Raw genomic sequence first — 19,472 nt, forward strand, 5'->3', positions numbered from 1 at the left:
ATGCAATTACCGCCAGGCAAATGTCTCGAAAGTGTTTCCAGGAACCTTCCCACACCTATGCAGGAAGGCAACGAAAGTCAGCCGTTCTCCTGTTTCGGCTCGCGAATCTTGTACCAGGCCACATACAGCGCCGGCAGGAACAACAGCGTCAGCAACGTGGCGATGATAATCCCACCAATCATCGCGTACGCCATCGGCCCCCAGAATACTTCCCGCGCAATCGGGATCATGCCCAGGCTCGCCGCCGCCGCCGTGAGCAGGATCGGCCGACGCCGGTGCTCGGTGGCTTCCACTACCGCATCCCACGGCGTATAGCCGGCCACCTCGTATTCATGGATTTGCGTCACCAGGATCACCGAGTTGCGGATGATGATGCCGATCAGCGCCAAAATACCCAGGATTGCCACAAACCCCATGGGCGTGCCTGTGGGAATCAGCGCCAGCACCACGCCGATCAGCCCCAGCGGCGCAACACTCGCCACCAGAAACATCTTCTGCACACTGTGCAGCTGGATCATCAGGAAGGTCGCCATAAGGAACAACATCAGCGGCACCACGCTGGCAATCGGGCCCTGGGCCTTGCCGCTTTCCTCCACGGTGCCGCCGGTGGCGACCTTGTAACCCGCCGGCAAACCGGCGCTGAACGTGTCGATTTCCGGCTTGAGCTGCTTCACCAGGTCCGTCGGCTGCATCTCATCGCGCACCGAGGCCTTGATGGTGATGGTCGGCTTGCGGTCGCGACGCCACACCAGCGGCTGCTCCAACTCATAGCGCACGGTGGCAAAGGCGAGCAGCGGAATCGAGGTGCCGTTGGGCGTGACGATCTGCAGGTTCTGCAAGGTTTCCGGCGTGCCGCGCTCGGCGTCTTCGGCGCGGCCAACCACGTTGATCAGGTAGATATCATCGTGCACCTGGGTCACCGAGGCGCCGCTGACCACGCTGTTCATCAATTGCGCCACGTCTTCCGACGACAGCCCCAGTTGCCGCGCCTTGTCCTGGGCAATGTCGATGCGCAGCACTTTGCCCGGCTCGTTCCAGTCGTAGATGATCTCGCCCAGATGGGTGTTCTTATCCAACAACGTCGCCAGTTCGATGGCGTGTTTGCGCACTTGGTCGGTGTCTTTGCCCGACACACGATACTGAATCGGGCGCCCCACCGGCGGGCCCATTTCCAGCGGCTGCACATAGCTGCCAATGCCGACAAAGTCATCGCGCAGGCGCTTTTGCAGACGCTGGATCAACTCGCCGCGCTCCTCCAGGCCCTTACTCACGATGACCAATTGCGCGTAGTAGGGGTTCTCCAACTGCTGGTCGAGCGGCAGGTAGAACCGGATCGCGCCTTGGCCGATGTAGGTGCTCCAGCGCGAAATGTCCGGATCGTCCTTGATGATCGCTTCCAGACGGTCGACGGTTTTACGCGTCTCGTTGATCGAGGCGTTCTGCGGCAGGTTGAGGTCGACGAGGATTTCCGGGCGGTCCGACGAGGGGAAGAACTGGTTCTGCACAAACTGCATGGAGAACACCGACGCTACAAACAGCGCCACGGTGATGCCGATCGCCCACCAGCGGTTACGCATGGCCCACAGCATGCCGCCATTGAAAGCGCGGCCAATCCGCCCCGGCTCGCCGTTGTGCGGCTTCACGTTGGCGCTGAGGATATGCACGCCGATCACCGGCGCAAACAGCACCGCCACCACCCACGACACCAGCATCGCCACGGCAATGACCGCGAACAGGGTGAAGGTGTACTCGCCCGCCGAGCTGGCGTTAAGGCCAATTGGCACGAAGCCGGCGACCGTCACCAAAGTACCGGTGAGCATCGGAAACGCCGTCGAGGTGTAGGCGTAGGTCGCCGCCTGCTCCTTGGTTTCGCCTTTTTCCAGGCGCGTGATCATCATCTCGACGGTGATCATCGCGTCATCCACCAACAGGCCTAAGGCGATAATCAACGCGCCCAGCGAGACCCGCTGCATGGTGATGCCGCTGTACTCCATGAACACGAACACCAGCGCCAGCACTAACGGAATCGAGCACGCCACCACCAGCCCGGCGCGCATGCCCAGGCTGATAAAACTCACCACCAGCACGATGATCACCGCTTCAAACAGGGCGCTGGTAAAGCCGCCGACGGCTTCCTCCACCACTTCCGCCTGGTCGGAGACCTTGTGCACGCCGACGCCCACCGGCAGGTCGGCGGTCAATTCGTCCATGCGTTCATGCAAGGCCTTGCCGAACGACTGGATATTGCCGCCCTTCTGCATGGCGATGGCCAAGCCAATCGCCGCCCTCCCGTTGAAACGGAACATCGGCCGCGCCGGGTCGACGTAGCCACGCGTGATTTCTGCGATATCTGCCAGGCGGTAGAAGCGGTCATTGAGCCGCAGGTTGACGTTGGCCAGGTCTTTCTCCGAGGAAAATTGCCCCGACGTGCGCACGGAAATCCGCTCTGGCCCGGCCTCGATCACCCCGGCCGGCGTCACCGCATTTTGCGATTGCAGGCTCTGCACGACCTGGCGCTGATCAATCCCCAGGGCCGCCAGCTTGCGCGTGGAAAAATTCAGGTAAATCACTTCGTCCTGCTGGCCGATCATCTCGACCTTGCCCAACCCCGGCACCGAACGAATCTCAGCGCGCACCTGTTCCACGTAGTCGCGCAACTGGCGCATCGAAAGGCCATCGCCGGTAAAGGCGTACACCGAGCCGAACACATCACCGAACTCATCGTTGAATGACGGCCCCTGCAAACCTTGAGGGAAGTTGCCGCGAATATCGTCGATCTTCTTGCGGACCTGGTACCAGATGCCCGGGATGTCCTTGGCGCTGGTGGTGTCCTTGAGGAACACGAACACCGTGGACTCGCCCGGCCGCGTGTAGCTTTTCACGTAGTCGAGTGAGTCCAGTTCTTCGAGTTTTTTCTCGATGCGGTCAGTGACCTGCTTAAGGGTTTCTTCCTGGGTCGCGCCCGGCCAGCGGGTCTGGATCACCATGGTCTTGATGGTGAACGAGGGGTCTTCCTCGCGGCCCAGGTTCATGTAGGAGAACACACCCATCAGCAGCGCGACGAACATCAAGTACCAGACGAAAGACTGATGCTTAAGGGCCCAGTCGGATAAGTTGAAACTCCCTTTCATCGCGGGCTGTCCTCGTCGATTTTGACCTTCTGCCCAGGCTTCAGGCTGTTCACGCCAGCGGTGACAATGCGCTCGCCGGGTTTGACGCCGCCATTGAGCAAGGCGCTGTTGGCATCACGGCTGATCACGTTGATGTCGCGCGGTTGCACGGTCTGGCTTTGGGTGTCGAGCAGCCAGATGCGGGTCTTGCCGTCGACATCCTGCAGGGCGCTCAGGGGCACTTCGATGCGCGGCTCGATGGCGGTGCTCAGCGTCACGCTGATCGCCGTGCCGAGGCGGAATGCCGGTGGTGTTTCGGCCAGCGTCAGCCGCGCGCGACGGGTGCGTGTGGCGCTTTGCGCCTGGGGCTCAACCTGGCGCACGATGGCCGTGGTGTTGACGCTCGGGTCGAGTTGCCCGGCGACCAGGAACACCACGTCCTGCGGCAGGCGCTCGGCCAGGCCGGCGGGCAGGTCGATCACTGCTTCCTTGATATCCGGACGGGCCAGGGTCACCACTTGCTGGCCAGCGCTGACCACCTGGCCGGCCTCGGCATTCCAGGCGGTGACGATGCCGGCGTGGTCAGTGCGCAGTTCGGCGTAGTTAAGTTGGTCTTTGGCTTGATTGACTGAGGCCTGCGCTTGGTCGAGGGAAGCCTGGGTGGTTTTCAGGTCGGTCTGGGCGATATCCAGTTGCGCCTGGGCACCGACGCCACGGTTGAACAACGCCTGCTGACGGCGGGCGTTGGCCTGGGCGTTGATGAATTGCGCCTGTACGCGCGCCAGATCGCCCTGGGCAGAACGCAATTGGTTCTGTTGGTCAGTGGGGTCGAGTACGGCGAGCAAGGCGCCCTTCTCCACTTCGGCCCCCACATCCACGGCGCGCCGGGCAATACGGCCAGGCACGCGGAAGCCCAGGTTAGTTTCGTAACGGGCCTGGATGGTGCCGGCGAAACGACCGAGGTTTTCCTGATCTTCCGATTTTACTTCCATGGACAGCACCGGCCGCAGGGGCTCCGGCGGCGGCTCTTCTTTCGAACAGGCAACCAGCAACAGGCTGGCGGCGAGTATCCCCGTCAGGCGCTTCATGGCTGCACTCCTTGCTGGGCGATCTCGACCAGCATGCCGGGGTGCAGCAATTGCCCACCGGCCACCACCACTTTTTCGCCGCCTTTGAGGCCGTCGCCAATGATGACTTTGCCAGTGAGGTAACGCGCCACGGTGACTTTATGCAATTGCGCCTTGCCGTCGCCGTCGATCAACCAAACGGCGGGTTCGCTGAGATCTTTGGTCAGCGCGGACCAGGGTAGTTCGATACTGGCCTTGGCCGGGCCATTGGTGGTAGCGCTCACCACCGAGCCCAGTTGCATGCCTTTGGGCAGGGCTTGCAAGGCGATTTTCACCTGCACGGTGCCGGTATTGGCCGCCACGGCGGGTGTGACTTCACGGACCTTGCCCACGGCCTTGATGCTCGGGTTATCCAACAGGCTGACGGTGATCGGCGCATCTGGCGGCGGCTCTACCAGCAGCGACTCGTACACATTGAATACGGCATCACGCTCGCCATCGCGGGCCAGGCTGAAAATCGGCACAGTGGCCTGTACCACCTGGCCGACCTCGGCCTGACGCGCCGTAATCACACCCGGCGCTTCGGCGATCAGCGCGGTATAACTGAGTTGTTCGCGGGCATTGGCCAACTGGGCTTGGGCGGCCGCCAGTGCGCTTTGGCTGCTGCGCAGCGCGGCCTGGGCGGAATCGTATTCGCTGCGGCTGGTGTAACCCTTGGGCAAGAGTTTTTCCTGGCGGACAAAGGCGGCGGCGGTTTGCTTGACCCGCGCCTGCTCGGCCACGACTTGGGCCTGGGCGGAATCGACGTTGGTCTGCAAATCCTTCGGGTCGAGCTTGGCCAGCACTTGCTTGGCGGTTACGCGGTCACCCACATCCACCATGCGCTGGATGATCTTGCCGCCGACGCGGAACGACAGGTCGGTTTGCACACGGGCCTGAATGTCGCCGGTCAGCGTGACAGCCGCGGCGAAGCCCGCCGACTGTACGGTCTGCACAAACACCCGTGAATGCGGCTTGGGTTCAGCCTTATCCTCGCCACAGCCGCTCAACAGCGTCAGTAGGCAGAGACCAAAAATACAGGTGGAAACGCGAGCGCCCATGCAGGCTCCTTTTGCGTGATGCCGACTTGCCAGTGTGTATGCGACTGTGAGCTTAGATCAGGGTTCCTTATCTGCATGGAGGCTCTCATACTCCGAGGGTTCCCAAGCCGACTGAATGCCCATGCTCAAGACCCTCGCGGTGGCCAATTACCGCTCGATCAACACATTGGTGGTGCCCCTGGACCGCCTGAACCTGGTCACCGGGCCCAATGGCAGCGGCAAGTCCAACTTGTACCGCGCCCTGCGCCTGCTGGCGGAAACCGCCCAAGGCGGGGTGATCAATGCGCTGGCCCGTGAAGGCGGTTTGGACTCCACATTCTGGGCCGGGCCGGAAACCATCAGCCGGCGCATGCGCAACGGTGAGGTGCCGATTGAGTCCACCGTGCGCCAGGGCGTCAAACGCTTGCGCCTGGGCTTTGCCGGGGACGACTTCAGCTACGCGATTTCCCTGGGGCTGCCGGAAAAGACTCTGTCGTACTTCTCCCTGGACCCGGAAGTAAAGAAGGAATGCATCTGGGCCGGCCACCTCTACCGCCCGGCCAGCCTGCTGGTGCAACGGTCCGGGCCCATGGTGCGCGCACGCGACGGTCGAAACTGGGATGTCCTCGCCCAGCACACACCCAACTACCACAGTTTGTTTGACCAGGTCGGCAGCCTGCGCGGCTCGCCGGAGGTGTTGTTGCTAAGGGAAAACATCCGTGGCTGGCGCTTTTATGATCACTTTCGCAGCGATGTGGATGCACCGGTACGCCAACCGCAACTGGGTACGCGCACACCGGTTTTGCACCACGATGGGCGCGATCTGGCGGCGGCGTTGCAGACGATTCGCGAGATCGGTGACCCCGAGGCTTTGCAGCGGGCGGTAAGCGATGCGTTCCCCGGTGCGCGCTTGAATATCGAGCCGCTGCAGGGCGGGCGTTTTGCGATTGAGTTTTATCAGGAAGGGTTGCTGCGGCCACTGTCGGCGGCAGAGTTATCCGACGGCACCTTGCGATACTTGCTGCTGATCGCGGCGCTGCTGACACCTAGGCCACCGACCATGATGGTGCTGAACGAGCCGGAGACCAGCCTGCACCCGGATTTGTTACCGGCGTTGGCGCGCTTGATTATCCAGGCTTCGCAGCATTGCCAGGTGTGGGTGGTGTCCCATGCCAGCCGCTTGATTGCGGCGTTGCAGCAGGATGAGGGGTGTAATTCGATTGTGCTGGAGAAGGTGTTGGGGGAGACGCGGATAGTTGGGCAGGGGATCCTGGATGCGCCGGCTTGGCATTGGCCGGAATAGGGGGTGTCTGTACTGGCCTCATCGCGGGCAAGCCCGCTCACACATTTTGATTTGTGAATACCTTCAAATGTGGGAGCTGGCTGCCGGTGGTCACGATGGTGGTGCGGGTGGCCAGGTCATCCAGGCTTTTCACGGCGCTGTTGTTCGGCACCAGGGCCTGTACCGCGACTTTCAGGTTGGGGTTGGTGAAGTCCACCGCCTCCTTGCGCTCCGGGGTCACCGTCATGTTGGCAGGATCAGATCGACCTTGTCGCTTTGCACGCTCAGGCCAAAGAAAATCGGCAGGCCGAAAAACAGCAGGTACAACCACACCAGCACCGGGATCGCACGGAACAGCCCCAGGTAAACCCGCAGCACGCCATGCAGCACGCCTCCGACGGTGCTGAAGGCGATGCTCAAGAATGAAATCGACAGGGTTTGCGCAGCGCCCTTGCTCAGTTGCGGCAACGCCCCGCACAACAACTCAAGCCCCTAACTGGCCATGCTGGAGCCTCCTTTCCAGACGGCTGAGCAGCAGCGACAGCACGGCGAGCATCTCGTAAGTCTTGTAGTACAGGACGATGTAGCTCTTGGGGGTGTAGAGAATCTCCGGCACCGCCACGGCGGAGACCACCGGGGTTTCCTTGAGCAGGAAGATGAAATTGGCGAACAGCGCCGGCAGGGTGCTGAGGATAAAAGCGGAACCGAAGGTCATTTTCAGTCCATGACTGCAGCGAGCGCCATACGATCCTTCGTGGGTAACGCCGGGTAGCGCGAACTTTAAAGGTATAAAAGCAAAAATTTAAATACCCGGACGGCACATTGATATCGATCAAGAAGATAACTGACGGATTCGCGGGTTTGCCGGGTGACGGCTATGGTTGGGGGGTCTGAGACTCGAGGGACTGAACAATGAACGAAGGGAAACCGATTGACCCGCAGGAGTTGGTGAAATGGTTGATGGCGTTGCGCAGGGCGATCAATAGCCAGGCACTGTGACAAAAAACAGCCTCACCATGGTGAGGCTGTTTTTCAGACTTTTAACCTTGCGTCGACGGCCGCCAATCAGCCCCCCCTGCCATGGCTTTGGTGGCACTTTTTTGCTGCTCTTCCGTTTCAAAATTGACGTAGTTGTCCGGGAACTTGAAGTGCGAATCCACCAGGTTCCAATATTCCTTATTCTGTGGTTTTGCCATGTCCCATATACGTTCAGCTGAGGATGCGGCGTCGTTGCGTATCAGGTCCGGTCGCCCCTTGGCCTCTTGTATCACCCTGTCGACATGCCCGCGTAATGCGTTGGGCCCGGTGGTTTCGATCGTGCTTTTGTTCGGGCGGCTGAAATAACGGTCGCCGGCGTACTCATTACCTTTCATCGAGCGGTATTTATCCCCGATGTCATCAATCATGGTCGTCAGCATCGCGCTCTGGGGATGGCTGGCGAACAACGCGTTGGCAAAATAAGGTGTGGCGTTGCCACTCGCTTCACTCTTGCCTGCCGCCATGCCGACCAGCATCAGGTCCGGATGGGCATTCAATGCGCCATCAAGCGGGCGTACGCTTTCCAGATCGATGTCTGTGTAGGTGCCGCCATGTCGATTGACGATTTCATAACGGGCGACGTCAGAGGCTGCGGCATAACCGCCATTGCGCCCGATGATTTCATGTTGATAAACGTCCTGGTTTTTCAAACGTATATCGGCCGGATTGCTCAAATCACGTATCTGTACGTTTTTCAGGTCTGCGAATCGCTCTTGCAAAGCAGCTAGCGCAGTCGTATCACGGGGCGGGTTGCTGACATAGCGGTCCCACGACTTGGTGGTCTGGTCGAGAATGGTGGCTTCTGCTTGATTAAACTTATCATCGGTACGTGAAGCATGACGCGCAAATGCACTTAGCACTTGCGAAGCATTCTCCGGCGTCACTTTCCCACCCTCAGGCAGCAGAGAAGCCCTCAATGCTTTGTTACCTGAGGACGACAGTTCTTTATTAAGTTCTGAGATCACCTGTTTTTGCTCAACCTTATTACGCTGCTCGTTCCCTGGGCTGCTCATCACCGCTTTAAGTTGACTGAACACGCCACGAACAGGCCTTTCCGACTGATAGTTTGGATAGATACTTTCAGCTTTAGCCTGTGCAGTTTTATTCGTTGTATAAGCATCGAATTGAGTAGCGTCCACCCACAACATAATTTTATGGTTGGGGTTCATCTTGGCCCACTGGCGTAAGTAGGCGTCCTGGTTTGAGCCGGGCTTGGAGCCGACCCAGACCATGTGGATATTATTGGGCACCGGCTTGCACTGGTCTTTGGGGTATTGGGTTTCGAAGCTGGCAGCACTTTCTGGCGGGTGAACTCCAATGGCAGGAGCTGCCATAAAGGTCGGCACATGATTGGGGGAAATGGCTTTCAACATAATAATAACGGCTCCAAAAAATTATATAACTCACTGGCGCCTCCATGCGATGACTCCTACAACCTGTGCAAGGTTGCTCTCACACATTCAATCGGGCAAAACTAAAACTGTAAGATAATTTATAAACACACGCAGAATTAATTATTCAAATTAATAAATGAACCAAACAATTCGGTTAAGCCAATAAAGTAGTTGATACGCCTATATTTTCTAACCCTGTTTTCTCAAAAAGACCGCATAAAAAAACGCCGACGCTGTACAAGCCGTCGGCGTTGAAACCTTGAAGGGGGTTTTGGCTTACATCAGAACGCGGGCACGACCGCGCCGTTGTACTTCTTCTCAATGAAGGCTTTGACTTCCGGGCTGGTCAGGGCCTTGGACAGTTTCTGGATAGCGTCGCTGTCCTTGTTGTCCGGGCGCGCCACCAGGAAGTTCACGTAGGGCGACTTGGCGTCTTCGATGATCAGCGCGTCTTTCGCTGGGTTGAGGCCAGCTTCCAGGGCGTAGTTGGTGTTGATGACGTCGAGGTCAACCTGATCCAGCACGCGTGGCAGCAGGGCCGATTCCAGCTCCTTGAATTTCAGGTGCTTGGGGTTGTCCTTGATGTCTTTCGGCGTGGACAGGGCATTGGTCGGGTCTTTCAGCGTGATCAGACCGTTCTTTTGCAGCAGCAACAGGGCACGGCCGCTGTTGGAGCCTTCGTTCGGGATGGCAACGGTCGCGCCATCTTTGAGTTCAGAAATGTTCTTGATCTTTTTCGAGTAACCGCCGATCGGTTCAACGTGTACACCGACGACGGTGACGAGGTTGGTGCCCTTGCCCTTGTTGAAGTTTTCCAGGTACGGCAGGGTCTGGAAGTAGTTGGCATCCAAGCGTTTCTCGGCAACCTGCGTGTTGGGTTGCACGTAGTCGGTGAAGACTTTGATTTCCAGGTCCACGCCTTCTTTGGCCAGGGTCGGCTTGATCAGCTCGAGGATCTCAGCGTGCGGGATCGGAGTGGCAGCAACCACCAGCTTCTCGTTGGCCTGGGCCAAGCTTGCAGTCAGGGCAGCCGCCAGTGCGGTAAACAACAGAACCTTTTTCATGCAGTGTCCTTATCGAAATTCCGGGGCGTCTCTGACGACCGTTCTTATATGGGGTGCCGGCGACGTGCTATCGAGGCATGGGATGGACAATACCTAGATTTTTTATTCCCGAACAATATCTTTTATTCACGTTGATATTCCATTTTGTTCATACAGGAATTTGCGCAGCGTTTCCTGCTCGGCAAGGCTGGCACTGTTGAAAATTCGCTGTACTTGCTCCAGCGGCGAGCCCGCCACTGGCAGGTTCAAATGCTCGGGCAAAATCTCGTCGCCGCTGCTGACCAGCAACGCAAAGTGAATAACGTTTTCCAGCTCACGGGTGTTTCCAGGCCAGCTGTGGTGTTCCAGCACACGCTGGGCGGCATCACTGATCAGCGGCGCCGGCAGGTCCAGGCGCTGACTGTAGATCCCGAGGAAGTACTCGGCCAGGGACAGGATATCGCCGACGCGCTCGCGCAACGCCGGCAAGTCCAACCGGCCTTCGCTCAAGTAATGGAACAAGCGCTCATGGAACTTGCCGGCAGCCACGGCCTGGGCCAGGTCGATGCTGGTGGCGGCGACCAGGCGCACATCCACCGGGCTAGGCTGATGGGCACCGACGCGGGTGACTTCGTGGTTTTCCAGGGCGGCCAGCAGTTTCACCTGGATCGGCAGCGGCAAGTCGCCGATCTCATCCAAATACAACGTGCCGCCATTCGCCGATCCAAACCAACCGGCACGGCTGCTGGCCGCGCCACTGTGGGCTCCAGCGGCATAGCCGAACAATTCGGCATCGGCGTAAGTCGGGCTGATGGCGCCGCAGTTGACGCAGACAAACAAGCCGGTGCGGTCGCTGCCACGGTGGATATGCCGCGCCAGCAGCTCTTTACCGCTACCGGTCTCGCCGCGGATCAACACGGGCAAGGCGCGGGGTGCGAGGCTTTCCAGCGCTTCGCGCAGTTGCCGCGAACGGGGATCAACAAACACCAACGCCTTGGCGCGGATACTCAGCGGGCTTTTCTCGGCATCGGGAAAGGTCAGCAAAGGCTGGCCGTAGGTTTCATGCAGACTCATGGCAGGCTCCCGCCACCAATCCACTCAGGGACGGGACGTTGAAATATGTTCAGGCGGTACGCCGGGCGTGTTGCTCTAGGCGGCTCTGCAGGCGATAGAGGTAAGCGAAACCCTGCTCCCAGCGTTGGTGGCCGGATTTCACATTGATATGCCCGGCACCGGACAAGATCCCGGCTTCGGCCCCCCAGTTACGCGCGAGCGCCAAGGCTCGTGGAGCACTGACGGCACTGTCGTTATCGGAACTGACCACCTGGCTGGGAAACGGCAGCAGGTGGGTGGGGATCGGCGCAAAGTTGCGCAAGGCAGGCGAGCAGGCAGGACGTTCGACATCGGCCGGGGCCACCAGCAAGGCGCCGCGCACGTGCCGTAGAAACTGCACAGGGGCCGTGGCCGCCCAATGCGCTACGGTGATGCAGCCCAGGCTATGCGCGATCAGGATCACCGGCGTGCTGTCGGCGGCGATGGCTTCGGCCAGCGCGGCTACCCAGTCTTCGCGACGCGGGGTGAGCCAATCGGCCTGTTCCACCCGTGCACTGTTGGGCAGGTGGGTCTGCCAGTGACTTTGCCAATGATCTACTGGCGATCCTTGCCAGCCCGGCACGATCAGATAACGAGTCGACTCGCTGTGCATGGGTGTGCCCTCCTGCGGCGTTTAACGTTGCTGAACAGTATAGGGACGGTGGTTATATCCGTTAAGGAATAAGAAGCTATTTATTAATAACCAAAATCTCAAACCCACAAATCAAAATGTGGGAGCTTGCTCGCGAAGGCGGTGGGTCAGTGTCGTGGCCGGCCCCAGGTGGCGACCGAAAAGACCACCAGCGGCCAGATCACCACGCTTTCAATGGATTCAAGTGACGGCTGGAGAAACGCTTTGGCGTTTTCTGCGTTCGCAGGTGCCCAACGGCGCGCGGTGCGGCCGGCCAAGGGCGACCAAATCGCCAGCCGGTGCCTGGCGCCCTTGCGCCTCGTGTGCACTGGCGGCGGTCTGGACATTGCCCATTGATTCACTCCCTACGGTCTTGAACAAAAACCGACGGGCCTGCATGGAAGGCCGTCGATGGCTGAATCATCGGGGCCAGACGCTTATCTCTTAACGTTATAAATAGATCAAAAAATGAATAAGCGAAGCACCCAGAAACTGGATATCCACGTCCTGCGCGGGCTGGCGTCGAGTCGCTGCTTTTCAATGCATTTGAGGCATAAAAATATTCAGCAAAGGCATCGGTCAGGCAGGGTTGTTCATGCACAAATCAAGCAATTGGCGCTGCAAGCTCTGCCCTGCCGCACCCAGGCCAGCGCGCCCATACAGCGCAAGCCGAACGCCCTGCACCCTGGGCAAACCGCTGTCTGCGCCCAGTACGACATGCCCGGCCTCCACCACTCGACGGGGCAACAAACTGATCCCCAACCCCGCCACGACCGCAGAACACACGCTGGCCAGGCTCGCGCTGGAATAGCCAATACGCCAGCGCCAGCCGCCCACTTCCAGGTGTTGCAGCATTTCATTGCGGTACAGGCCGCCCACCGGGAATGCCACCAACGGCAGGGGATCGCGACCCAGTGACGGAGTGTGACGACTGTCCACCCAGCACAAAGGCTCTGGCCATGAGGCCAGGCAGTCGTCGCTGTCGCCCATCTGCTTGACCAACAACACATCGAACTCACCGCCGCGGTACTGACGCTGCAATTCGGGGCCGAGGCCACTGGTGACCTCCAGACGCACTCGAGGATAGGCCTGCACAAAGGCCGAGAGCAGAGGCATAAGGCGTTCGGCGGCAAAGTCTTCAGGTACACCGAGGCGGAGCACGCCGTCGCTTTGCTGGCTGATCAATACGTCAGCGGCTTCCTCATTCAGCGCGAGGATGCGCCGCGCATAAGCGAGCAGGCGTTCCCCCTCCGCCGTCGCCACCACACGGCGTTGGTCACGATCCAGCAACTGGCACGCCACCCCCTCTTCCAGGCGGCGGATCTGCTGGCTCACGGTGGATTGGGTCAGGTGCAGGCGCTCGGCGGCGCGGGTGAAATTGCCGCAATCCACCACGGCGACAAAGCTGCGCAATAACACGGGATCAAACATGGCGCTCACCATTCCATTTGCCACTGGTTGGCATGGTTATATTTAATTTCAGAATACCCGTGGTGCTGCCCATACTCACGCTTCATTTTTGACCCTTCGGACGCCTGCTGCATGACGCTCAACCCTTCACCTGCCGGCAAATTCGCCGGCTGGGGCCTATTGGTCGTCCTGGGTCTCAATCTGCGACCCATCCTCAGTTCCATCAGCCCTTTGCTCGGCGAAATACGCCTGGCCACCGGCTTGAGTTTCCAGAGCAGCGCCTTGCTCACCAGCCTACCGGTGGTGTGCATGGGCCTGGTGGCGCTGGTGGGCGTGCGCGTTGAAGCGCAGTTGGGTGAGCGGCGCGGCATTGCCCTGGGCCTGATGATGATCCTGCTGGCGTGCCTGGCCCGTTGGCTGATGGGCCAGGGTTCGGCGCTGCTGGTCACGGCCTTGCTCGGCGGTGCCGGTGTGGCGCTGATCCAGGCGTTGGTGCCGGCGATGATCAAGCGTGAATTTCATCACCGTGTGCCGGTGGCGATGGGCGTGTATTCGGCGTCGCTGATGGCCGGTGGCGGCCTGGCAGCGCTGCTTAGCCCGGTGGTGGCCAGCTACTTCCAGCACTGGCAGGCCGGGCTTGGCGTGTGGCTGTTGCCCGCATTGGCGGCGCTGCTGCTGTGGGCCTGGTTGCCGCTCGGCACAGCCAAAAACCCACAGGCAACGCCTGCATTCCAGGGCCTGCGCAACCGTCGCGCGTGGCTGCTGGCGCTGTATTTCGGCTTGGTGAACTGCGGTTACATGAGCATGGTGGCTTGGCTGCCCGCCTATTATCAGCAACTGGGCTGGGGCGTGTTGCCCAGTGGTTCGCTGCTGGCATTCATGACCATCTTCCAGGTGATCGCCGCGCTGTTGATGCCGGTGCTGGCGCAACGCGGGATAGACCGTCGGCCACTGCTGTGGGTCAGCCTGCTGGCCCAGACCATCGGCTACCTCGGCCTGTTGCTCGCGCCGCTGCAATGTCCCCACCTGTGGGTTGCCTTGTGCGGTTTCGGCCTGGGCGCGTGTTTTGCCCTGAGCCTGTTGCTGACCCTCGACCACCACCGCGACCCGCGACAGGCCGGTCAACTGGCTGCCTTCGTGCAGGGCGTGGGCTTTTTGATCAATGCGATTTCGCCATGGCTGACCGGCTGGCTGCGCGAACTCACCGGCAGCTTTGTCAGCGCCTGGGCGGTGCTGACCGTAACGGCCGTGGCAATGCTGGTGGTGACCCGCGTGTTCAGCCCCGCCACCTACCGAACGGCACCCGCTCTATAGCTATGCCTTTAAGGTCTATATAAAAAAAACATGCTTCATTGACGGAATAATCAGCCCCATGCCCTGGACAGCCTGAACAACCGTAGCGGGGTGATCAGCCGCGCTGGGGTTCGCTTGTCGCCTGTGGCGAAGGTGCTGATCGAAACCCTGCAGGCGGTGGAAAACCAAGCCGATTGGCCCGCGCAAACGTCCCGAAATCATTGAAGCGCACACCCATTTGAGCCATGACCTCGTGCGCCACCTTCGCGGTCATCTGGCGGATGTAAAACGGCTCTTTCACCACAAAATGGTGGATGCCGTGGGTGCTGCCGAAGTTGAAGCAGAACGCCTGCAACGGCCACATCCACCAAGGGTTCAACACCTGGGTTTGCTGGATCACATTGCCCAGTTCCACATCACCGTAGTAGTGCATGTTGGAGCTGACAAAGTGCAGGCAAAAGGTACGCAGTACGTTGGGGCCAATGATCACCACGGCGGCGATGTCGATCACCTGCATCACCTGCAAGGTGCCGGCAGACCATTCGATGGGTGCGCCCACCAGGCTGGCGAGGCCGTTGGCGGCATGGAAACCCAGGAACACGTACCACGCGCCCCAATGCAGCAGCGCCAGCGGTGCGTACACCAGCAGCGAGCGCTTTAGGATCGACAGTTTGTGCTTCCAGGTCTTGGCCCGCAGCATGCGGATAAACGCCGACATGACGTTATCACCGACCATCAGCAACCGCGCAAAACCCCAAGGCTCGCCGTTGGTGATGGCGCGCTCTTCCATATCGGTCTCAGTACCGGAGACCTTGTGATGGTTGAGGTGCAAGTGGCGGCGTATCCACGGGTTGATCGTGCTCGGACGCGCCAGCCACACCAGGCCCATCATCAGGTTGTGGGGCAGGCGCTGCTTGCGAAAATACATGCTGTGGATCAGGTCGTGTTCCAGCTCATGGGTCAATGAAGCGAGGAAGGCGTTGAGCAGCAGGCACACCCACCAGGCTATATACCCGGCGACGTAGAGCGCTGCCGAGCCAAGCATGCCGACCAGCGCAAACGCCAGAATGCCCGCGCCCAATGCGTCTTGATGCAGCAACCAGGGGTGCTGCCGGCGCAAGCGCACGCCTGCGGCCAGCACCACGTCACGGATATGCGCCGCGCGCTGTTGTGCATTCATCTGCTGGGGGCTTGCAGAAGTACCGTCCATGATCACATCCTCTGGTTATCGATGCGTTCATCCTGCCCCACGCGATCTGGCAGGACGCTAGCCCTGGACGCCAACCTGTTGACCGCAAGCGCCAATCGTCATGACCGAGCCCACCTCCCTCGCCAGTTGGACCCGCGCCCTGCGCAAGCAGCTCGATGCCTTGGGCCTGGACAGCGCCACGCTTTGCCTGAAGGCCGGGCTCGACCCGCAGCAGATGGACGATCCCAATGCGCGTTATCCGCTGTCAGCCACGACGCGGTTATGGGAGTTGGCGGTGCAAGCCAGCGGTGATCCGGCGATTGGCTTGCGGGTGTCGCGGTTTGTCAGCCCCACTACCTTCCATGCGCTGGGGTATGCGCTGGTGGCCAGCGGCAGCCTGCGGGAGGTGTTCGAGCGCATCGTGCGTTATCACCAGGTGGTCAGTGATGCGCTGACGCTGGCGCTTAGCAGAGACGGCGAGCGCTACCGCTTTCGCCTGCTGCAACCCCCGGGCAGCCCGGCGCCGGCATTCGAGGCCATTGATGCGTTTGCGGCGATTTATGTGCGCACCTGCCGCAATCGCCTGGGCCGTGCGTATGCACCGCTGGCGGTGCACCTGCGACGGCCAGAGCCTGCCGATCCCAATCCGTGGCACACCGTGTTTCGTGCGCCCGTGTTCTTCGGCGCCGAAGAAGACTGCCTGGAGTTTGCCGCCCACGACTTCGACAGCCACTTGGACGACGCCAACCCTGAACTGGCCGAGCACAACGAAACCGTGCTCAAGCGCACTCTCGCCCAGCTGCAACCGCTGACCTGGGAACGTAAGGTGCGTGCGGCTATTGAAGCGCAATTGCCGGACGGCGAGCCAAGTGCTGAGCGCATTGCCCAGGCCCTGCACCTGAGCTTGCGCAGTTTGCAGCGGCACCTGGCGGATGAAGGGTGTCGGTTTGATGCGTTGCTCAATGAATGCCGGGAGAATTTGGCGTTGCTGCATCTACGGGATCCGCAGTGCTCATTGGCAGAGATCAGCCATTTGCTGGGGTTTGCCGATACCAGCAGCTTCAACCGGGCGTTCAAGCGCTGGACGGGGATGACGCCGGGGCAGTTCAGGGACGGCTTGCAGTAGGTGAGTGTGTTATGTTTTTGAAGGCCTCTTCGCGATGGCTCAGGCGCTAGACATGCCGGATCAATCAACGCCCGCGATCACGCCGCAACAGCTTCTTCACCCGCGCCACCAAAGCCTTGGCCTCAAACGGCTTGAGCAAGTAATCATCCTCATGCAGCTCCAACCCGCGCAGGCGGTCCTCAATCCCTTCCGGGGTCGTCAAGAACAACACCGGCGTCTCGCCCTTCTTGCGAATCGCCTGCTGCAACTTCCAGGCATTCAAACCCGGCAACATCACATCCAGGATCACCAAGTCATATTCAGCGCTTTCCACGAACCGCTGAGCCGCCATGCCATTGGCGGCGACTTCCACTGCGAAGCCGGCCTCACTCAAGCCCTGGGCCATGAGTTGGGCTAATTTCGGCTGGTCTTCCACTAACAATACCTGCATGCCTACCTCTTGGTTCATTACAAACCTGTAATCGAATTGTTCGGCTTTTGACCGAGATCACTGGCTAAGGTAGCGGCCTGCTTTCTGGAGCCGTTCCCATGTATCGCAATGCCTTGTTCTTGAGCTTCGCCATCAGCGCCACCGCCCTGGCAGCACCACCGCTGCCGCGCCACGCCGACCTGGATTTGCACACCGCACGCCAACTGGCAGACGCCGGCCTGGCGCAGTGCACGGCGGCACTTACCGTACTCGACCGGGGCGGCAATCCATTGCTCAGCCTGCGGGCCGACGGCGTAGGTCCGCACAACAGCATCGCCAGCCAACGCAAAGCGTACACGGCGCTGTCGACGAAAACCCCCACCCGCCTGTTTGCCGAGCGTGCGCGCAACAACCCCGAGGCCGCCAACCTTAACAGCTTGCCCGAATTGCTGTTGCTCGGGGGCGGCATCCCGCTGTTTGCCGACGCTGAACTGGTGGGCGCGTTGGGCATTGCCGGTGCCGGCGGTGCCGAGCAGGACGAAGCGTGCGCGGTAAAGGCAGCCACTCAACTTGGCCTGACAATCACCCCTTGAGGAAACCTCGATGAAAACCCTGACTAAGACCCTCGCCGCCCTCAGCCTGAGCGGCCTGAGCAGCCTGGCCCTGGCGGCCGGCAACCCCCTGAGCGTGCATGTCCTGAACCTGGAAAACGGCCTGCCGTCTGCCGGTGTCAGCGTCACCCTGGAGCAGCACGTAGGCGATCACTGGCAATCGCTGTCCGAAGGTGTCACCAACCAGCAGGGGCGCATCGCCGAACTGTTCCCGGCCAACCAAGCCATGAAACCGGGCGAGTATCGCGTGGTATTCAAGACCGGCGACTACTACAAGAAAGCCAATCGCGAGACGTTTTTCCCGCAAGTCCCGGTGATATTCGAGGTCAAGCAGGCCGACCAGCACTACCACATCCCGCTGCTGCTGAGCCCTTACGGCTTTTCGACGTATCGCGGTTCCTAGTCGGCCCCAGCGGCCTGCCGCAAGCGCGGCAGGTCGAGGACTTCAATCGCGCCGTAACTCAGCTTGATGATCCCTTGCTGCTCTAAGGCCTTGAGCAAACTGTTGGTGGTCTGGCGCGACAGGCTCAACATCGCGGCCAAATCTTCCTGAGGCAGCTGCAAGACGCGACGGGAGTGCTCTATCTCGCCGTACCCGCCGGCAATCATCAGCAGCCGGTGAGCGATCCGCGTCGACGCCGGCATCAGGCTCATCTGTTCGATATTGATCAGCGACAGGCGCAACTTCTGGCTCATCAACAACGCCATGTCGCGCCAGTACGTCGGGTTTTGGTCAAGCATCTCGAGCATCGCCGATTGCGGCACCTGCAACAGCGTGCACGGCCCAACCGACAAGGCGTCGTGGGTACGCGGCAAACCGTCGAACAGGCAGATCTCGCCAAACCAGAAAGGTGTTTCAATCAGGCTCAACACCGCTTCCTTGCCCTGTGCATTGACCGCACTGACACGCACGGCCCCCTCCAATACCGCATACACCCCACAGGGCGGATCACCGCGCCTGAACAGGTATTGCCCCGCCGTCAGCTGACGCAGCCGAGCCGCCGCCAGCACACTATCCTGTAGCTGCACAGGCAGGTGGCTGAACCACTGACCGGTGGCCAATCGGGCATGCCAGGTTGCCGCAATCATGAGAACTCCAGAGATTGTCGCCCAGTTGACAGTCAGTCGCCGGCTGACGGGAGATGATCAAACATCCTACAGGAGGAATAACAATGAAAAGCCTCGTCGACCACCTCAGTCAATACGCTGCCTACCACCGCGACCCGCGCAATATCGCCAGCCACTTTATCGGCATTCCACTGATTGTCGTCGCGGTGGCCGTGCTGCTGTCACGCCCGGAATGGGCGATCGGTGGGGTGTGGATTTCGCCGGCAGTGATCGTCGCACTGCTGTCAGCGTGGTTTTACCTGCGCCTGGAACTGGCGCTGGGTGTGTTGATGACGCTGCTGATGGGCCTGTCGGTGTGGGCCGGGCATGTGCTGGCGGCACAGAGCACGATGGTGTGGCTCAGCGGCGGCATCGGGATGTTTGTGGTGGGCTGGGTGATTCAGTTCGTCGGGCATTACTACGAAGGCAAGAAGCCGGCGTTTGTGGATGATGTGTCGGGGCTGATCGTGGGGCCGTTGTTTGTGGTGGCGGAGTTGGCGTTTTTGCTGGGGTTGCGAGATGACCTCAAGCAACAGATAGAGCAGCGCTCGGGGCCGGTCCTGCTGCGCACGGTCTAAATGTGTGAGCGGG

18 protein-coding genes and 3 pseudogenes are annotated in these 19,472 nt (G+C 60.2%); 6 read left to right on the forward strand and 15 right to left on the reverse strand.

The features are described from left to right. Positions 1 to 77 precede the first annotated feature (77 nt). From AACY44_RS21870 to AACY44_RS21880, 3 genes are read right to left on the reverse strand one after another with little or no spacing between them, the layout of a single operon-like run. The gene (locus AACY44_RS21870; RefSeq protein ID WP_339419901.1) at positions 78 to 3,131 is read right to left on the reverse strand and encodes an efflux RND transporter permease subunit; all 3,054 of its coding nucleotides are present in this window, start codon (positions 3,129 to 3,131) and stop codon (positions 78 to 80) included. After that, a complete protein-coding gene (locus tag AACY44_RS21875) occupies positions 3,128 to 4,198 on the reverse strand; it encodes an efflux RND transporter periplasmic adaptor subunit (protein WP_339419899.1) in 1,071 nt (356 codons plus the stop codon). Before AACY44_RS21875 ends, AACY44_RS21870 begins: the two co-directional genes overlap by 4 nt. Next, on the reverse strand, positions 4,195 to 5,277 hold the full coding sequence (locus tag AACY44_RS21880; RefSeq protein ID WP_339419898.1) for an efflux RND transporter periplasmic adaptor subunit: 1,083 nt from the start codon (positions 5,275 to 5,277) through the stop codon (positions 4,195 to 4,197). Before AACY44_RS21880 ends, AACY44_RS21875 begins: the two co-directional genes overlap by 4 nt. A 121-nt stretch (positions 5,278 to 5,398) precedes the next feature. Here AACY44_RS21880 and AACY44_RS21885 point away from each other — a divergent pair, with 121 nt between their 5' ends. Further along, on the forward strand, positions 5,399 to 6,559 hold the full coding sequence (locus AACY44_RS21885) for an AAA family ATPase (protein WP_339419896.1): 1,161 nt from the start codon (positions 5,399 to 5,401) through the stop codon (positions 6,557 to 6,559). Positions 6,560 to 6,596: 37 nt separating this feature from the next. On the opposite strand, the gene AACY44_RS27810 is transcribed toward AACY44_RS21885, so the two are convergent. From AACY44_RS27810 to AACY44_RS21925, 9 genes and pseudogenes are all read right to left on the reverse strand, one after another. Beyond that, positions 6,597 to 6,785: a hypothetical protein gene (locus AACY44_RS27810; RefSeq protein WP_445261131.1), complete on the reverse strand. Its 189-nt coding sequence runs from the start codon at positions 6,783 to 6,785 to the stop codon at positions 6,597 to 6,599. Positions 6,786 to 6,811: 26 nt separating this feature from the next. Beyond that, positions 6,812 to 7,021, reverse strand: a pseudogene (locus AACY44_RS27815) (amino acid ABC transporter permease); the annotation flags it as partial. Position 7,022: 1 nt separating this feature from the next. Beyond that, a pseudogene (locus AACY44_RS21895) lies at positions 7,023 to 7,223 on the reverse strand (amino acid ABC transporter permease); the annotation flags it as partial. A 355-nt stretch (positions 7,224 to 7,578) separates the two neighbouring features. Further along, positions 7,579 to 8,949, reverse strand: coding sequence for a TcdA/TcdB catalytic glycosyltransferase domain-containing protein (locus tag AACY44_RS21900; RefSeq protein WP_339419894.1), 1,371 nt, complete (start codon positions 8,947 to 8,949; stop codon positions 7,579 to 7,581). Between the two features lie 302 nt (positions 8,950 to 9,251). Next, on the reverse strand, positions 9,252 to 10,034 hold the full coding sequence (locus AACY44_RS21905; RefSeq protein WP_339419893.1) for a MetQ/NlpA family ABC transporter substrate-binding protein: 783 nt from the start codon (positions 10,032 to 10,034) through the stop codon (positions 9,252 to 9,254). A 126-nt stretch (positions 10,035 to 10,160) separates the two neighbouring features. After that, complete coding sequence (locus AACY44_RS21910; protein ID WP_339419891.1) at positions 10,161 to 11,087, reverse strand: sigma 54-interacting transcriptional regulator; 927 nt, start codon at positions 11,085 to 11,087, stop codon at positions 10,161 to 10,163. 49 nt (positions 11,088 to 11,136) lie between these two features. Beyond that, entirely contained in the window at positions 11,137 to 11,718 is a 582-nt protein-coding gene (locus AACY44_RS21915) for an alpha/beta hydrolase (protein WP_339419889.1), read from the reverse strand. A 226-nt stretch (positions 11,719 to 11,944) separates the two neighbouring features. Further along, positions 11,945 to 12,090 (reverse strand): annotated as a pseudogene (locus AACY44_RS21920) (energy transducer TonB); the annotation flags it as partial. A 225-nt stretch (positions 12,091 to 12,315) separates the two neighbouring features. After that, a complete protein-coding gene (locus AACY44_RS21925) occupies positions 12,316 to 13,167 on the reverse strand; it encodes a LysR family transcriptional regulator (protein ID WP_339419887.1) in 852 nt (283 codons plus the stop codon). A gap of 111 nt (positions 13,168 to 13,278) precedes the next feature. On the opposite strand from AACY44_RS21925, the gene AACY44_RS21930 reads away from it, so the two are divergent. Beyond that, positions 13,279 to 14,460 (forward strand): CynX/NimT family MFS transporter, encoded by a 1,182-nt coding sequence (locus tag AACY44_RS21930; RefSeq protein WP_339531021.1) that lies wholly within the window; start codon positions 13,279 to 13,281, stop codon positions 14,458 to 14,460. A 94-nt stretch (positions 14,461 to 14,554) separates the two neighbouring features. Here the strand turns inward: AACY44_RS21930 and AACY44_RS21935 are convergent, their stop codons facing one another. Further along, a complete protein-coding gene (locus AACY44_RS21935) occupies positions 14,555 to 15,649 on the reverse strand; it encodes a fatty acid desaturase (protein ID WP_339531023.1) in 1,095 nt (364 codons plus the stop codon). 100 nt (positions 15,650 to 15,749) lie between these two features. Between AACY44_RS21935 and AACY44_RS21940 the strand changes: the two genes are divergently transcribed. Then, a complete protein-coding gene (locus tag AACY44_RS21940; protein ID WP_339419884.1) occupies positions 15,750 to 16,754 on the forward strand; it encodes an AraC family transcriptional regulator in 1,005 nt (334 codons plus the stop codon). A 64-nt stretch (positions 16,755 to 16,818) separates the two neighbouring features. On the opposite strand, the gene AACY44_RS21945 is transcribed toward AACY44_RS21940, so the two are convergent. Next, a complete protein-coding gene (locus tag AACY44_RS21945) occupies positions 16,819 to 17,184 on the reverse strand; it encodes a response regulator (protein WP_339419883.1) in 366 nt (121 codons plus the stop codon). A gap of 98 nt (positions 17,185 to 17,282) precedes the next feature. On the opposite strand from AACY44_RS21945, the gene AACY44_RS21950 reads away from it, so the two are divergent. Both AACY44_RS21950 and uraH read left to right on the forward strand, forming a co-directional pair. Then, the gene (locus AACY44_RS21950; protein WP_339419882.1) at positions 17,283 to 17,756 is read left to right on the forward strand and encodes a GlcG/HbpS family heme-binding protein; all 474 of its coding nucleotides are present in this window, start codon (positions 17,283 to 17,285) and stop codon (positions 17,754 to 17,756) included. A 10-nt stretch (positions 17,757 to 17,766) separates the two neighbouring features. Next, entirely contained in the window at positions 17,767 to 18,177 is a 411-nt protein-coding gene (gene uraH, locus AACY44_RS21955) for a hydroxyisourate hydrolase (RefSeq protein ID WP_339419881.1), read from the forward strand. On the opposite strand, the gene AACY44_RS21960 is transcribed toward uraH, so the two are convergent. Continuing rightward, the gene (locus AACY44_RS21960) at positions 18,174 to 18,863 is read right to left on the reverse strand and encodes a Crp/Fnr family transcriptional regulator (RefSeq protein ID WP_339419879.1); all 690 of its coding nucleotides are present in this window, start codon (positions 18,861 to 18,863) and stop codon (positions 18,174 to 18,176) included. The genes uraH and AACY44_RS21960 overlap by 4 nt on opposite strands. Positions 18,864 to 18,946: 83 nt before the next feature. On the opposite strand from AACY44_RS21960, the gene AACY44_RS21965 reads away from it, so the two are divergent. Continuing rightward, positions 18,947 to 19,459, forward strand: coding sequence for an Mpo1 family 2-hydroxy fatty acid dioxygenase (locus AACY44_RS21965; protein ID WP_339419877.1), 513 nt, complete (start codon positions 18,947 to 18,949; stop codon positions 19,457 to 19,459). The last annotated feature ends 13 nt before the right edge of the window (positions 19,460 to 19,472 follow it).

Origin of the sequence: Pseudomonas sp. RA_15y_Pfl1_P11 (assembly GCF_963970975.1) — a bacterium.
GTDB classification, from domain to species: domain Bacteria; phylum Pseudomonadota; class Gammaproteobacteria; order Pseudomonadales; family Pseudomonadaceae; genus Aquipseudomonas; species Aquipseudomonas tritici.